Origin of the sequence: Pseudomonas sp. RW407 (assembly GCF_003176655.1) — a bacterium.
Lineage (GTDB): Bacteria > Pseudomonadota > Gammaproteobacteria > Pseudomonadales > Pseudomonadaceae > Pseudomonas > Pseudomonas delhiensis.
On the sequence record NZ_QGSL01000091.1, the window covers coordinates 15627 to 30423 of the forward strand.

Below are 14797 nucleotides of genomic sequence, written 5' to 3' on the forward strand. Positions count from 1 at the left end.
ACTTTTGTGGCGTTTGACAAAAGTGACTCGCCCGAGAGGGCGAAACAAGAAACATCAACGCACTCGGAGCGGCGCGCTACACCCAAACCCAATAGACAGTTGCTCCTACCCCGCCACCGCTGTCCCACCTGTAGGAGCGCGCCCTGCGCGCGATTCGCGGGCAGGGCCCGCTCCTACCCTGCCGGCGGGCACTGCTTCTCGTAGGAGCGAGCTTGCTCGCGAATAAGCCCCGCAGCGGAGCCTGTTCGCGAGCAAGCTCGCTCCTACGAAGAGCAACCTCGGCACGGCCTGCAAGACAGTTGCTCCTACGGTTCCAGGAAGCACGATCGTAGGAGCGGACTCCGTCCGCGATTGCCCCCCGGCTCACCCCTGCGCGCTGGGCACCTCGTCCTCGCTGATGCAGTGCTCGATCTCGGTCACCTTGTGCAACGCAAGATCGGCGCAGGGGTAGGCCCCGAAGATGCGTCCCTGGTAGAAGACCACCCAGACGAACCCCAAAGGCTCCACGCCCGCCAACCCCCGGACCAGCGTCTGGAACCGGGGGGGCAGGTCGTCGATGTGCATCTGTGCCATACCGCGCAGGATCATGGCGGCTCACCTCTTGCCCGGAAGGCCGCATTCTCGGTTCCCGGCGGCCGCTGGGCAATACGACGGAAGTTTGCCGGGCGCGGTTATCGTGCCGCGGCGCCCAGCGGCGGGAGCAACTCGGTGGCGATCAGCGGCAGCTTCGGCGGCGCGCAGAAGTCGATGGGCAGGCGAGCCTGGGCCGCGGCGACGGCGGCTTCCACGCCCAGCACGCGCAGGGTCATCTCGGCGATGTCCTCGATCATCTCCATGGGCAGCCGCTCCTGGTAGATGTCCTGCATGACGCCGTAGGAGCTGCCGGACACCATGGCGATCACCGCGGCCTCGTTGACCACCTGGAAGGCGCCGTTGCCCATGCCCTCCTCCAGGTCGCGGCGGAAGAACTGGCGCATGCCCAGGATGAAATTCTGGGTGGGCAGGCTGGCGTCGAACAGCAGGTGGCCGATGTCCTGCCCCGGCGCGGCCATCCGCAGCGTCTGGCGCACGGAGGTGGCGACTATGGCCTGCAGGTCGGTCAGGCCCTCGATGGCCTGGCTGACGACCTGCCGCGTGGCCATCACCAGCAGGGCGCAGATGTCGTCCAGGACGTCCTCGCGGGTCCGGTAGTAGTTGTAGAAGGTACCGGGGGCCATCTCGGCCCGCTCCGTCAGGTTGTATACCGTCAGGGCGCTCGCACCGCCCTCCAGGGCCAGTTCCTGGGCCGCGATCAGCAGTTTGCTGCGTGTCCTGTCTCTTTTGCCAATGGCCATAAATGCTCCGTCTGCCTGCCACGAAGAATAGCGGAGCGTCGAGGTATTGAAAATCTTTCATTTCTGAAATACCTTCAATTAACGCTTCCGAACAATAACAATGGAGCCGGCACCCGATGCCAATCCCCCAACGCCCTTGCACTGCGTGCGCCTCACTGCTGCGCGGCCCCAGCGCCTTCCGCCCCACCCTTTGCGCCGGGAGGCAAGCCGCATGATCCTGCGCAACCAGGCCGACATCGAACGCTTCGAACGCACGCCGCTCGCCGAGCATGACCTGCCGCAGGATACCTACGAGGCCCTGCGCCGCAGCGCGCAACAGCGCCCGGACGCCCCGGCGCTGAGCTTCTTCTTCGACGCCGAACACTACCAGCAGGCCTGGCACTGGAGCCATGGCGAACTGTTCGCCGAGATCACCCGCACCGCCAACGCCCTGCATGCGCTGGGCGTCGGCCCCGGCGACGTGGTGGCCCTGGTCCTGCCCAACCTGCCGGAAACCCATTTCTGCACCTGGGGCGGCGAGGCGGCCGGCATCGTCATGCCGATCAACCCGCTGCTGGACGGCGCGCAGATCGCCGACCTGCTGCGCGCGGCCAACGCCAGGGTGCTGGTGACCCTGGAGCCCACGCCCGGGCAGGACGCCTGGGAACGCATCGCCCCGCACCTCGACCAGTTGCCGGCCCTGCGCGAGCTGGTCTGGGTGAGCACCGCCCCCTACCTGGACGCCCCGCGCGCCCGGGTCCAGCGCGAGTACGCCACACAGCAACGCCAGCGCCTGGGCCGCAATGTCCACGACCTGCATGGCCTGCTGGCCGGGCAGCCAACCGAGCGGCTGGCCAGCGGCCGTGTCATCCGCCCCACGGACGCGTCCTCGTACTTCTGCACCGGCGGCACCACCGGCCTGCCGAAGATCGCCGTGCGCACCCATGGCGCCGAGGTCTTCGACGCCTGGGCGCTGGGCGCCATGCTCGCCGGCGAGCCGACCCGCGAGCGCTACTTCTGCGGCCTGCCGCTGTTCCATGTGAACGCCCAGCTGGTGACCGGGCTGCGCCCCTGGCTGCAGGGCGGCCACGTGATCCTCGGCACGCCCCAGGGCTACCGCGCCCCCGGGTTGCTGGCGCGCTTCTGGCAGATCGTCGAGCACTACCGCATCACCTTTTTCTCCGGCGTGCCCACCGTCTACGCCACGCTGCTGCAGCAGCCGGTGGGCGCTGCCGACATCTCCAGCCTGGACTACGCGCTGTGCGGCGCCGCGCCCATGCCGGTGGAGCTGTTCCGCGACTTCGAGCGGGTCAGCGGGGTGCGCATCCTCGAAGGCTACGGGCTGACCGAGGGCACCTGCGTATCCTCCTGCAACCTGCCCGAGGCCGAGCGGCGCATCGGTTCCATCGGCCTGCGCCTGCCCTACCAGCCGATGCGCGCGGTGATCCTCGACGACGACGGCCACTACCTGCGCGACGCCGCGGTGGACGAGGTGGGCGCCATCGTCCTGCGCGGGCCCAACCTGTTCGCCGGCTACCTGGACGAGTCGCACAACCGCGGCGTGTGGCTGGACATCGACGGCCGGCGCTGGCTGAACAGCGGCGACCTCGGGCGCCAGGACGCCGAGGGCTACTTCTGGCTCACCGGGCGCAAGAAGGAGCTGATCATCCGAGGCGGCCACAACATCGACCCCAAGCAGATCGAGGAAGCCCTGCAGGGGCACCCGGCGGTGGCCCTGGCGGCCGCGGTGGGCAGCCCGGACGCCTACGCCGGCGAGGTGCCGGTGGCCTACGTGCAACTGGTGCCGGGCGCCCAGGCCGACAGCGAGGAACTGCTGGCCTTCGCCGCCCGCCACGTCAGCGAGCGCGCCGCGGTGCCCAAGCGCATCGAGATCCTCGCCGCCCTGCCGGTGACGCCGGTGGGCAAGCTGTTCAAGCCCGCCCTGCAGCGGCGCGAGATCGAGCGCGTGGTGCGCCAGGAGGCCGCCCAGGCCGGCTATGCGGTGGAAGTGGAGGTCGTCCAGGACGGCCGCCGCGGCACCCTCGCCCGGCTCCAGGGCCCGGACCGCCACGACCTGGCGGCAGCGCTGGGGCGCTACGCCTTCCAGGTCGAGTGCCTGCCATGAAGCACGGCGCCCTGCCCCGCGACTGACGAATTTTCGCAAGCCGGCCCGGTGGCCGGGAGCGGGAATTTCATGGAAGTCGCAAGCAAGGCGCCACCGAGCATTGACCACAACCGACCGAGCGAGGGCCCAGAACACAGGAAAACACCATACGAATCAACAGGAAATCCACGCCGGCCGCAGGCCGGGCAAGGCATCGCGGGCCCCGCCTGGCACAGCCATTGCCCTGGATGAAGCAGTGCCTGCCGCTTCCGGATTTTCTCAAGCAAGGGAACCTTTCACTTCTCCGCCGCGCAGAACGCCCGTTCTTCGCTAGGGGAGCTGTCTGCCCCGAGAAAAGTGCACTGCATGCCACACAACAACAAAAAGGTATGAGTCATGAACCACAAACCAATGCCCCGGCACCGCGCCTGCGTGCCCCTGGCGCTCGGCCTGGCCGCGCCTGGGCGTCGCCCGGCCGGTACGCGGGGCCAGCAGCGCCGGGGCGCGCTGTCACCGCATCGGGTATCCCGGGCCGTCCTCCCATGCAGATGCAATAAGCACGCCCATCGGCCAGGCCGGGCCATGGAAACGGACGGCCGGGAAAGGTCTTGCAGCTACGCGCCGGGGGCCTTTTCCCAAGGCGCTCTAGGATGATGTTCTCTGGCCCGGGGCAGCGCCCCGGGCCGCTTTCGGCGCACCTCGCCGGACGAGCGCGTCAGCGCCGCGCACCGACCATCACGAAGAGCATTCGCGCCGCAGTGTTACCGGTGTTACGCCAGGCATGCCGGGTACCCGACTGGACCACCACATCGCCCTGGCGCAGGCGGGTGCTGCGCCCCTCGTCGAGTTCCAGGAGCAGTTCCCCTTCCAGCACCACGCCGTAGTCGATGCTGTCGGTACGATGGAAGCCTGGATGCTCGGGCTCGAACAGCTCCGCCATGCCCGGCAGCCGCGCGCGCATCTCGTCGACCGCGGCGGCGGCGTCGATCTCCTCGGCGGGCGCATCCTGCTGCGGCGGGAAGGTCACCAGCATGACGCTGGTGCCGCCCGGCACCGGCAGCACCGAGGCCACGCCCAGGGACGGGTCCCCGGGGTTGGCGACGATCCGCGGGTCCGCTCCGGTCTGCCATACCAGGGCCGCGGAAAATCCCGGGGAATGGACGAACGGCTCGGTGCCGGCGAGCGGGCCCTGGCTGTCGATCTGCGAAAGGCCGCGGCTGTCGTGGCCGGTCACGATGCGATTTACCTGCATGGTCGAGTCTTCCCTCGGTTGTTCATTCGTGCGCGATGTGGAAGTTGACGAAGCCGCTGGCCTGCGCCTGGATGTCTTCCAGCGCCTCGTTCAGGCGCTCCAGGGGGTAGGCCCGTTCCTCCAGCAGGGACAGGTCGAGCACGCCCGACTCGATCATGCTGGCCATCTCGTCGCCTTCCACCGGGGTGAACCAGAGCGAGCCGATGTACTGCAGCTGCGCGCACATGAAGGGGTGCGGGTCGATGGGGATGGGGCCGGCCACGCCGCCGATCTGCACGATGCGCCCACCGCGGCCGACCGCTTTCATCGCCTCCACCGAAAGCGACGCGGGCGCCTTGGCGCCGAGGGTGTCGAGCATGGCGTCGACGCCGCCGGGCACCTGCTCCAGCACCTGCTCGTGGACGCTGCGCTCGCCGATGCGGATCGCCACGACACGCTGCGGCGCCAGCGCCCGCAGGCGTTCGAGGGCAGCGCCGTCACGCGCGGCGACCAGTACCTGCGAGGCGCCGAAGGCCAGGGCCAGCAGCGCCGCGCCAACGCCCAGGGTGCCGGAGGCGCCGAGGATCAGGATGCTCTGCCCCGGGCGCAGGCCGGACTTGCGGATCGCCGAGTAGGCGGTGCCGAGGTAGCCGAAGCGGGTGGCCTGGGAGAAGCTCAGGCGTTGCGGCAGGCGCACCAGGTTGTTCGCCGGCGCGGTCATGTACTGGCCGTAGCCGGCATACGGGTAGCGCTCGAAGATCGCCTGCGAACCGGGGCCGAAGCCGAAGTAGCCGAGGAAGGTGTACGACTCGCAGCGCGGCGTTTCGCCCTGCCGGCAATGCCGGCACTCGCCGCAGCCGACGCCGGGGTTGACGTAGACGCGGTCGCCCGGCCTGAAGGTGCTGACCGCGGCGCCGACCTCGGCGACCACCCCGGCCGAGTCCAGGCCGAAGGTCGCCGGCAGCGCCGGCAACGGCAGGAAGGGATACCACTCGGGGAAGTGGGTGGTGACGTTCTTCAGGTTGGGAATGATACCGCTGGCCTCGACCTTCACCAGCACATCATGGGGGCCGGGTGCCGGCCGGGGTAGTTCGTCGATGCGGAATCGTCCGCCGATCTCGTGCAGGCGCGCGGCCTTCATGGTCGACATGCTCGTGTTCTCCGAAGGGCCCGGCGCCGCCGTTGCGACGCGTGGCCCGGGGTGGCGGGAAAGAGGGGGCGGCATCCGTGCCGCGGGGAAACCGTGCCGGGCCCGCCGTCAGCGGCCGGCGGCCTGCAGGGTCTGCAGGGAGAAGTTGCTGGCCTTGGCGGGGAAGTTGGTCTTCCAGCTCGCGGTGTCGATCAGCGAGACCGTGGCATGGTTGCGCTGGAAGTCGATGACCGCGCCGGCGGTGGTCCGCACGTCGCCGTCGGCGATGTTGGAGTAGGAATGGAACTCCATGAACTTCCAGAACTCACCCTTGCGATCGTAGGCCTCGGCGTAATAGAAGCGCGGGTACTTCACGTCCATGTACAGCACCTTCTTGCTGTAGGGGTGGATGGACGGGGTGATGGCCTCGATCACGTATACCTCGCGTGGCTCGAAGTTGTTGTTGTTCATGTTCCAGTACGGCGGCTGGTCGTCGAGCACCGGGTACTTCTCGGCCGGCGTCTTGCCGTCGGTCTTCCACAGGCCGGTCTTGCTGTTGGCCACGGCGAGCACCCAGCGGGTGCCGAGCAGCTTGTACTGCGGGTACCAGCACGGGCGCGCGTTGAAGACGTCCAGGTCGTCCTGCAGCTGGTCCGAGGAGCCGACCGGGTCCATCCAGGCGCCGCCGGACAGGCGGCGCACGCGGCGCACGGCGGGGATGTAGGCCCAGACGTCGTTGACCTTGTCCGAGTCGTACATCTGCGTGTAGGTCCCCAGCCCCTTCATGTCCGATGGCGACTTGAAGTACAGCAGCTGGCGGCCGCGCTCGCTGCCGTCGCCCTCGACCGCCTGGTCGCCGGTCAGGCGGCCCTTCATGGAGTAGCGGCTGAACTCCGCCACCGGCTCGGCGTGGATGCCCTTCTTGCCGTCGATCAGCAGCTGGGTGAACTGCGGGACCTGGGAAACGTCGCCCACCAGTTGCCCCAGGTGCCAGTTCCAGACCAGCTTTTCCGCGGCCTGCGGGTCCTTGGCGTCGACGTTCGGGAAGGGCTCGCCGGCCACCCAGTTGTCCACCCGGCAGGCCTCCTTGTTGATCACCGCCTTGCCGGCATTGGCCTGCGATGCCTTGACCCAGCGCGGGTCGAGCTTGACCTCCTGGGACTTGGCCAGCGGCAGTTTCCAGCCGGTGTTGCGGATCCGCCATTCCATCTTCTCGGTCAGCAGGCTGGCGATGCTGTGGCCTTCGAAGGTGTCGTTCTTCACCTGGTCGAGGTTGGCCGCGGAAATCACCGTGCCCGGCGCAAGCTCGGCAGCGGAGGCCAGCAGTGGGGACAGGCAGGCCAGGGTCAGGCCCAGGGTGCGTTGCAGAACCGGTCGTGCGCGTTTCATGGTCAGGTCTCCACTACGGGTCAGAACAGGTAGGTCAGGCTGGTGTAGAGCTGGTCACGGTTGTGGAAGTAGCCGAACAGCGTGGTCTTGTCGCAGTTGGCGGCATTGCCCCCGCTGCACTTGTCCCCGTCGCGCCAGGCGTCGTCCCAGAAGGCGTCGTACTCGACCTTCCAGCGCCACTTGCTGGACAGCTCGAAGGTGACCGAGGGCACCGCGAACCCGCCGTTGTTGCTCAGGTCCGCCCCCAGCACCAGCTGCGGGTGGATGCGCCCGCTGTCGTAGCTGAGGTCGAAGATGGTGGTGGCCAGGACCGAGTGTTCCTTGACCTTGCCGCCCCAGCCGACGCTGTAGAGCAGCTGGTCGTCGGAGTCGTAGTTCTGCACCCACTTGTCGAACAGCTGGACGGAGAAGAACATCGGTTTCTCGGTGCCCAGCAGGCTCTGGGTGGCGGCGATGTTCTTGTCCATGCGCAGCATCAGCGCCACGACGTTCTTGGTCTGGAAGCCGTCGAAGCCCGGGGCGATGTTCTGGCTGAGCGGGGTCGGTACCGGCAGCGCGATCTGGTAGGGCGCGTCCTTGATGTACGCCACCTCGGTGCTGAACACCGCATCGGCCGCGTCGGAATAGCGGCTGGCGGTGAAGCCGTAGATGTTGACGATCGGGTAGATGATCTCGCCGGCCAGGCCCTTGGTCTGGTCGGTGCCGACGGTGTTGGCGCCGGACGGCACCTCGGGCAGGCCGAACAGCGCGAGGTTGTTGGAGGCGTTGAGGATCGGCGAGTTGTAGAAGGTGCGCAGGTAGGACAGCGAGTAATTGGTGTCGCCGAGCATGCCGCTCCAGCGCAGGCCGCCGGTCCAGTGGCGGTAGTCGCCCGCGTTGTTCTCGTAGTTGTAGGGGTCGATGTTGCGGAAGTCGACGCCGGCATAGGGCTGGCTCGACCAGCGCCCGCCGTAGATGTCCAGTTCGCTGCCGATGTCCTGCTTGCGGTCCAGCCCCGGCCGCACGAAGGCCTCGATGCCGCCGTCGGCCTCGGGCACGTCGACGTTCACCTTGACGATGTTGTTGGTCTTGCGCAGTTCCTCGTTGGCCGGCTCGAGGAAGCTGCGCCAGGTGTAGTCGAAGCCGTGCACCAGGTCGTTGGCGGCGAAGAAGTCGGTCTCGCCCCAGGCGATCTGCTGCTTGCCGATACGGAAGCGGGTGCGTTCGCCAACCGGGAAGTCGATGTACAGCTCGCGGATTTCCTCCTTGTCGTAGAGGTCCATGATGTCGCCGTGCTCGCCGGAGTGGTAATTGTTGGCGCCCATGTCCTCGAGGTGCTTGAGGAAGTCGGTCTTGACCTCGCGCGAGGCGCGCAGCTTGGCCACCACCGAGACCTGGTCGGTCGCCGCCCAGTCCAGGTTCAGGCGCGCGGTGCTGCGCGCCATGGACAGCTTGCCGCCGTCGCTGTAGCCGGGGGTGTCCTCCCAGTTCTTGGTGTTCCAGGACAGTTCCTCGCGCAGGTAGCCATCGACCTTGAGACTGTCGTCGGCCAGGGCCGGCACAGTCACCGGCACCAGGGCGATGGCCAGGGCGAGCTTGTGAAGTGCAACACGCGGTTGCACGCAGGAGTCGACGCTAGAGTTCACCGGATACCTCCCCAGAGGTTAAGAGCGGCCAGAAGCCATGGTTTTGGTTTTGTTGTTGTGCGTTCGCTTTCACACGGCCTGCAGCGGGGCCGGCTCCAGCGCCTGCAAGGCAGCCGCATGCGGCTGCCCGGCGAAGATGAAACGGGGACGGAAGACGTAGATCAGCGAGGGCATCACGAACAGCGCGGAGATCGCCGACACGCTCAGCCAGATCGCCATCAGCAGGCCCATCTCGGCCTGGAAGCGCAGCGACGAGGCCCACCACAGCAGGGTGCTGAGGATCAGCACGCTGGCGGTGACGATCACCCCCATGCCCGCGGAGTGCAGGGCCTGGCGGATGGCGTGCTCGGGGCTGCTGCCGATGGCGATCTCTTCCTTGACGCGGTCGGCGATGTAGAAGGCGTAATCCACCCCCAGGCCGATGCCCAGGGCCGCCACCGGCACCGTGTTGATGTTCATGCCGATGCCCTTCCAGGCCATGAAGCTGAAGGTCAGCATGTTGGAGATGATCACCGGGACCATGAACAGCATGCCGGCCACCGCCGAGCGGTAGACCAGGGTGCAGAGCACGGCGAGGACCAGCAGCGCCAGGGCGATGGCCTCGATCTGGCTGGACAGGATGATCTCGTTGACCGCGGCCATCACCCCGATCACCCCGCCCGCCAGCTGCCAGTGGCCCTGGCTCAGGGGGTTCTCGGCGATGAACTCCTTGATCCGCGCCACCGCGGTGCGGATGGTCTCGCCCTGGCGGTCGCGGAACATCAGGGTCACCGAGCCGTTGGCGTACTGGGTGTCGGTGAAGCGGTCCATGTCGCCCGGCTCGGACACCGAGTCGAGCATGGCCACCAGGCTGCCGTTGATGGCGTCGTCGTCGCCCAGCTCCAGGTAGCGCGGGTTGCCTTCGCGCAGGCTGCTGTTGACGTGGGGCAGCACGTCGGCCAGCGACAGCGAGCCGCCGATCTCCGGCTGGGCCTCGATGAAGCGCTGGAAGCGGTTCATCGCGTGCAGCGCCTCGTTGCTCTTGACCAGACCGGGGTGGCCGTCGTCGCCGAGGACGATGAACATCCGGTCGACGCCTTCGAAGCGCCCGTTGATCGCCGTGGAATCGAGGTTGTACTGCGCCTGCGGCCAGAGGATCGGCGAACCCGGGTTGGCGTCGCCGATCTTCAGGTTGAACGCATACCAGCCGGCGCCCAGCACCAGCAGCAGGCTGCCGCCGAGCACGACATAGCGGCCGCGGGACAGCGTCACCGCGACGCTCAGGTCGAGTACCTTGCGCAGCGCCGGCAGGCAGTCGAACGGATGCGCGAAGCTGTGCGGACGGCGGATCCACGACAGCATCACCGGCGTCAGGATCACCGCGCTGACGGTCAGCGTCGAGACCCACACCACCGACAGCACCGTGAGCTTCTGCAGCATCGGGATCGGGCTCAGGGCGACCACCGCCATGCACGCGGCGTCGGCGATGACGCCCAGCATGCCCGGGCGGAACAGGTCGGCCAGGGCGACCCGCGCGGCCAGGCGCGAGACCGCCCCCGCCGGCCCACCCGGTGGCAACAACGCCAACTCGTCATCGAAGCGGTTGACGATCTGCACCGAGTGGGAGACCGCCCGCGAGGTGATGAGCATCGCCACCACGATCACCAGCGGCTCGAAGTTGATCCGCAGCAGGTGGCAGATGCCCAGCGCCCAGAGGGCGCTGACCGCACCGGCGAGCAAGGGCAGGAACACGCCGCGCCAGGTGCGCAGCAGGATGAACAGCAGCACCAGCGTCACCGCCACGGCGGCCAGCACCAGGTGCAGGGTTTCCGGCACGTGGTGGTTCACCCAGCCATAGAGGATGGGGTCGCCGACCAGGCGGATCTTCACGCTGCCGTCGTCGACCTTGGCGACCAGCGCGCGGATCTGCTCGAAGACCTTGGCGTAGTCCACCTGCTGGTCGATGAAGTCCACGGTGATCAGCGTCGCCTGCAGGTCCTTGGACACGTAGGGCCCGTAGACCAGCGGGTTGCGCAGCACCGCCTGCTTGAGTTCCTCCATGCCCTGGGCGCTGTCCGGCACATCCGGCCACATCAGCGGGCGGCTCTCGATGCCCTCGGTGGAGGCGCGGACCTCCTTGAGCTTCTTCGAGGCCAGCGAGGTGATCTGGTACTGGTTGACCGCGGACACCTCGCGCAGCCCCAGGGTCACCTGGCGCACCTTCTCCAGCAGCGGGCGCTGGAAGATGTCGCCCTGCTCCACCTCGAACATGATGGTGACCATGTTCGAGCCGCCGAAGGTGTCCTTGAATTTCTCGTGGGTGCGCACGTACTCGTGGCGCGAGGGCAGCATGTCCTCGAATACGGTGCGCACCTCGATGTGCAGGGCGGACCAGCCCAGCAGCAGGGTCAGCGCCATGAGGATGCCCGCCACCCAGGCACGCCGGCGGATGCAGAAATCAGCAATGCGTTCGATCATCTCGTTGTCTCGGAAAAGTGGACGAGGCAGGTCAGGGTTTCAGCGGCGACCAGTGGCGGCCGTCCCAGCGGCCGATGCCGTCGCCGGCCAGCCAGGTCTGCTTGCCGCTGGACAGCGCGCCGGTGTGCCAGGACAGGTCGCGCGCATCCAGCGTGCCGCTGCGCCAGGCGATGTCGCCCGCGCCGACGCTGCCGGCGACCCAGCGGCCGAGGGCGCCGAAGGCCAGCCATTGCTGCTGCGCCGGGTTCCAGATCACGCTGAACAGGTGGTCATGCACGCCGAGCTCGACCGGCTGCCACTGCCGGCCGCCGTCGCGGGTCACCAGCAGCGTCCCCTCCACCCCCACCGCGACGCCATTGGCGGCATCGCGGAAGCGCACGGCCATCAGCGAACCGGGGACCGGGGCGGGAATCTCCTCCCAGTGCGCCCCGAGGTCCTGGCTGAGCAGGATGCGGCCGAACTCGCCGACCACCACCAGGCGGCCGTCGTCCAGCAGCGCGGCATCGTTCCAGGCGACGTCCTCTTCCTCGCGCAGGCGCTGCCAGTGGGCGCCGAAGTCATGGCTGACCAGCAGCGCGCCCATCTCGCCAACGGCGATCGCCAGCCCCGCCGGCCCCACCCGCACCCGGTTGAGCTTGTTGGCCACCGCCGAGCGCGGCACGTCGTCGGCCAGGCGCCAGTGCCGGCCGGCGTCGTCGCTGTGCAGGATGACGCCATCGTTGCCGACGGCCACCAGGTGGTTCGCATCCCAGGCGGCGATGTCCTGCAGGGGCTTGTCGCTGGGCGTTTCCTGGCGGCTGATGCGGCCGTCGGCGGAGATGGCCAGGACCTTGCCGTTGGAGCCGCAGGCCAGGACCGTGCCGTCGGGCAGCTGGGCCAGGCCGTAGAACTGGTCGCGGCGCTCCAGGGGCGGCGGCGTGACGCTGCCGCCGACCGGCTGCGGCTTGATGAACAGGCCCGCCCAGAGCAGGCCGCCGATGATCGCCCAGGGCAGCACCACGGCCAGCGCGTTCAGCGCGCGGCGCGGCAGGCCCGGGCCTCGGGCGCCCTGCTGCGGGGAGGATGCTTCGATACTGATGAGTTTTGTCATAGCGTTGGATTCGCACACAAGGATGGTCTTCTGGCCGACGACCAAGGCGATTCCACTCTAGGGAAGGGGGGCTGCGGGGGACTATCCCGCCACTGCAGGGGTTATCCGCTGTGCGCAGATTAGTGGCCTGGATCAATTGCACGCCGCGCGCGGCAAGGCTTTCCCGGCAACGCACGAGGCCCGGCTTGCGAGGGCCGGGCCACGGGCATGGCGAGGAAACGGCTACAGGCGGAACCGGCTGACCAGGGCGCCCAGGCGCTCCGCCAGTGCCTGCAGGTCATGGCTGCGACGGCGCACCTGCCCGGCGCTGAGCGAGGCAGCGTCGGCGGAGCTGGCTATCGAGGCCAGGCTGTGGGAGAGCTGCTCGCTGGTGGAGGCCTGCTGGCCGGTCACGCTGGCGATCTGTTGGCTCATGTCGCGGACCTGGCCGATCATCCGGGTTATGCGGTGCAGGGCGTCGCTGGCCTCGCGGGCGCTGGCGACGTTGCCCAGGGAGGTGTTGCGGCTCTTCTCGAGCATGCCGACCACGGTTCGCGTGCGCTCCTGGATCATCGACACGCTGCGGTACACCTCCTGGGTCGATGTGTGCGTGCGCCGCGCCAGGGCGCGCACCTCATCGGCGACCACCGCGAACCCCCGCCCCTGCTCGCCGGCCCGGGCCGCCTCGATGGCGGCGTTGAGCGCCAGCAGGTTGGTCTGCTCGGCGATGCCGCGGATCACCGCCACCACGGTGCCGATGTCCTCGCTGGCGGACTCCAGCTGCCCGGTCAGGGTGCAGATCTGCTCCAGCGTCCGCGCATCCTCGGCAATGGCCTCGTTCAGGCAGGCGACCGTGGCCTGCCCATGGCTCACGGCCTGGTCGCCCTCGCGCGTGGCCTGGGCGGCCTGGTCGGTGTTGCCGGCCACCTCCTCGATGCCCTGGGACATCTGCCGCATGGCGGTGGCCAGCTGGCCGATCTCGTCGCGCTGGGTGTCCACCCCGCGGCCGGTGACCTGGCTTTCCTCCTGCAGCGCCTGGGCCGCGCCCTGCAAGGCCTGGCTGGTCGCCGTTATCTCCTGCACCAGGGCGGCCATGATGTCGAGGAAGCGGTTGAACTCCCGGACCAGCACCGCCAGTTCGTCGCGCCCCTCGAACGGCAGGCGCGAGGACAGGTCGGCCTCCCCCGCCACCAGTTCGCGGATCGCCTTCACCACCGCATCCAGGGGCCGCGTCATGGCGCGGCCGAGCCAGAGGATCAGCCCGCCGATCAGCGCCGCGGCCAGGCCGCCCAGCACCAGCAACTGCACCGCCAGGGCCTTCACCCCGCCCAGCAATGCCGCGCTGGGCAAGGCGGCGCCGAACGACCAGGGCGCGCCAGTGGCGCCTATGGCGACCGGCACCGCCAGCATGAACACCTCCTCCCCCATCGCCGGCGAGAGGAAGCGGATCGACAGCGGCTTGCCGTTGCGCACCGCGTCGACCATCGTCTGCAGGTGGTCGCCGAGGAAATCCGACTCGGTCTCGGCGGTGTGCCGCCCGACGCGCCGGGGATCGGGATGGGCGACCAGGGTGGTGTCGTTGGCCGTCAGCGCCGCCAGGCCGACGCCCAGTGGCCGCAGCTGGGCCACCTTAGCCTGGAGCTTCTCCACGTCGAGGCCAAGCCCCAGGTGCCCTGCCAGGTGGCCGTTCTGCCGCACCGGCAGCAGCACGGGAATCACCGCCTTCGTCAGGCCGGCCCGCGCCGGCAAGCGGGGCGACGCCACGCTCTCGCGCTCGCCGGCGGCGCCGCCCAGGGCCTCGAGCACCGCCGCGCACTGCTCGGCCGTCGCGGCCTGCACGGCCTGCGCGTCACGCAGCCAGCACAGCGCATCCGCTGCATCGGCGTGCGATGGCACCCACCAGGCGATGCTGACCTGGGGGCTGTCCAGCAACAGCGCCTCCAGCAGTTGCTCGCCGAGCCGGCGGTCCGGCAGCGCGCCATCGGCCAGCTCGCGGGCGAGCATGTCCGCGGTCACCCGGCCCGAATGCATGGCGCCATCGAAATACGAGGAAATCTCCGCGGCCTGCTGCTGCACGATGGCCTGCACGGCCACCTCGGCCAGGGCCTCGGTGGAGGCCTTGCTCGATTGGTAGACCAGCACGACCGTCGCCAGGTAGATCAGCGTCGTCAGCGGCAGGACGGTCAGCAGCAGTTTGCTCTTCAGCGACAGGTTGGCCAGCATGGTGGGGCCCGTTTTCAATGTCGACGATCATGTCGTCCCGGCCGCCAAGCCAACGCGACGGCGTGCTTTTCGTAGGAGACTCATCCGCGATTGCCGTGCACGGGATCGGCCCATCGCGGACGAAGTCCGCTCCTCCCCCACCGGTTGCCGCGGTGTTTTCGTAGGAGCGGACCTTGTCCGCGATAGCCGGAGGTTCCGGCGCGATTCGCGGATGAGATCCGCTCCTACGGGTTGCCCCGACACCGTGCCTTTGTAGG

General features: G+C 68.6%; 10 protein-coding genes. 1 reads left to right on the forward strand and 9 read right to left on the reverse strand.

All coding sequences use genetic code 11. From position 1 onward, the window contains the following. Nucleotides 1-363 precede the first annotated feature (363 nt). Nucleotides 364-588, reverse strand: coding sequence for a hypothetical protein (locus DK254_RS12420; protein WP_109934005.1), 225 nt, complete (start codon nucleotides 586-588; stop codon nucleotides 364-366). Between the two features lie 83 nt (nucleotides 589-671). Next, nucleotides 672-1334 carry a TetR/AcrR family transcriptional regulator gene (locus DK254_RS12425; protein ID WP_109934006.1) on the reverse strand — a complete coding sequence of 221 codons (663 nt, stop codon included), beginning with the start codon at nucleotides 1332-1334 and terminating at the stop codon, nucleotides 672-674. A 211-nt stretch (nucleotides 1335-1545) separates the two neighbouring features. On the opposite strand from DK254_RS12425, the gene DK254_RS12430 reads away from it, so the two are divergent. Continuing rightward, entirely contained in the window at nucleotides 1546-3438 is a 1893-nt protein-coding gene (locus DK254_RS12430) for an acyl-CoA synthetase (RefSeq protein ID WP_109934007.1), read from the forward strand. Between the two features lie 694 nt (nucleotides 3439-4132). Here DK254_RS12430 and DK254_RS12435 read toward each other — a convergent pair. The 7 genes from DK254_RS12435 to DK254_RS12465 all read right to left on the reverse strand — a co-directional run bounded on the left by DK254_RS12435 (nucleotide 4133) and on the right by DK254_RS12465 (nucleotide 14540). Next, nucleotides 4133-4669 carry a cupin domain-containing protein gene (locus DK254_RS12435; RefSeq protein WP_109934008.1) on the reverse strand — a complete coding sequence of 179 codons (537 nt, stop codon included), beginning with the start codon at nucleotides 4667-4669 and terminating at the stop codon, nucleotides 4133-4135. Between the two features lie 22 nt (nucleotides 4670-4691). Continuing rightward, complete coding sequence (locus tag DK254_RS12440; protein WP_109934009.1) at nucleotides 4692-5798, reverse strand: alcohol dehydrogenase catalytic domain-containing protein; 1107 nt, start codon at nucleotides 5796-5798, stop codon at nucleotides 4692-4694. Between the two features lie 108 nt (nucleotides 5799-5906). After that, entirely contained in the window at nucleotides 5907-7166 is a 1260-nt protein-coding gene (locus DK254_RS12445) for a DUF1329 domain-containing protein (protein ID WP_109934010.1), read from the reverse strand. A 20-nt stretch (nucleotides 7167-7186) separates the two neighbouring features. Then, nucleotides 7187-8791: a DUF1302 family protein gene (locus DK254_RS12450; protein WP_109934011.1), complete on the reverse strand. Its 1605-nt coding sequence runs from the start codon at nucleotides 8789-8791 to the stop codon at nucleotides 7187-7189. A gap of 69 nt (nucleotides 8792-8860) precedes the next feature. Beyond that, the gene (locus DK254_RS12455; protein WP_109934012.1) at nucleotides 8861-11248 is read right to left on the reverse strand and encodes an RND family transporter; all 2388 of its coding nucleotides are present in this window, start codon (nucleotides 11246-11248) and stop codon (nucleotides 8861-8863) included. Between the two features lie 31 nt (nucleotides 11249-11279). Continuing rightward, entirely contained in the window at nucleotides 11280-12338 is a 1059-nt protein-coding gene (locus tag DK254_RS12460) for a YCF48-related protein (protein ID WP_109934013.1), read from the reverse strand. Between the two features lie 222 nt (nucleotides 12339-12560). Further along, a complete protein-coding gene (locus DK254_RS12465) occupies nucleotides 12561-14540 on the reverse strand; it encodes a methyl-accepting chemotaxis protein (RefSeq protein WP_109934014.1) in 1980 nt (659 codons plus the stop codon). Nucleotides 14541-14797 lie beyond the last annotated feature (257 nt).

Bases quoted from the DNA above. Each gene is read 5' to 3' on its own strand.
- DK254_RS12420 (WP_109934005.1), bottom strand. From the start codon at position 588: ATGATCCTGCGCGGTATGGCACAGATGCACATCGACGACCTGCCCCCC.
- DK254_RS12425 (WP_109934006.1), bottom strand. From the start codon at position 1,334: ATGGCCATTGGCAAAAGAGACAGGACACGCAGCAAACTGCTGATCGCG.
- DK254_RS12430 (WP_109934007.1), top strand. From the start codon at position 1,546: ATGATCCTGCGCAACCAGGCCGACATCGAACGCTTCGAACGCACGCCG.
- DK254_RS12435 (WP_109934008.1), bottom strand. From the start codon at position 4,669: ATGCAGGTAAATCGCATCGTGACCGGCCACGACAGCCGCGGCCTTTCG.
- DK254_RS12440 (WP_109934009.1), bottom strand. From the start codon at position 5,798: ATGTCGACCATGAAGGCCGCGCGCCTGCACGAGATCGGCGGACGATTC.
- DK254_RS12445 (WP_109934010.1), bottom strand. From the start codon at position 7,166: ATGAAACGCGCACGACCGGTTCTGCAACGCACCCTGGGCCTGACCCTG.
- DK254_RS12455 (WP_109934012.1), bottom strand. From the start codon at position 11,248: ATGATCGAACGCATTGCTGATTTCTGCATCCGCCGGCGTGCCTGGGTG.
- DK254_RS12460 (WP_109934013.1), bottom strand. From the start codon at position 12,338: ATGACAAAACTCATCAGTATCGAAGCATCCTCCCCGCAGCAGGGCGCC.
- DK254_RS12465 (WP_109934014.1), bottom strand. From the start codon at position 14,540: ATGCTGGCCAACCTGTCGCTGAAGAGCAAACTGCTGCTGACCGTCCTG.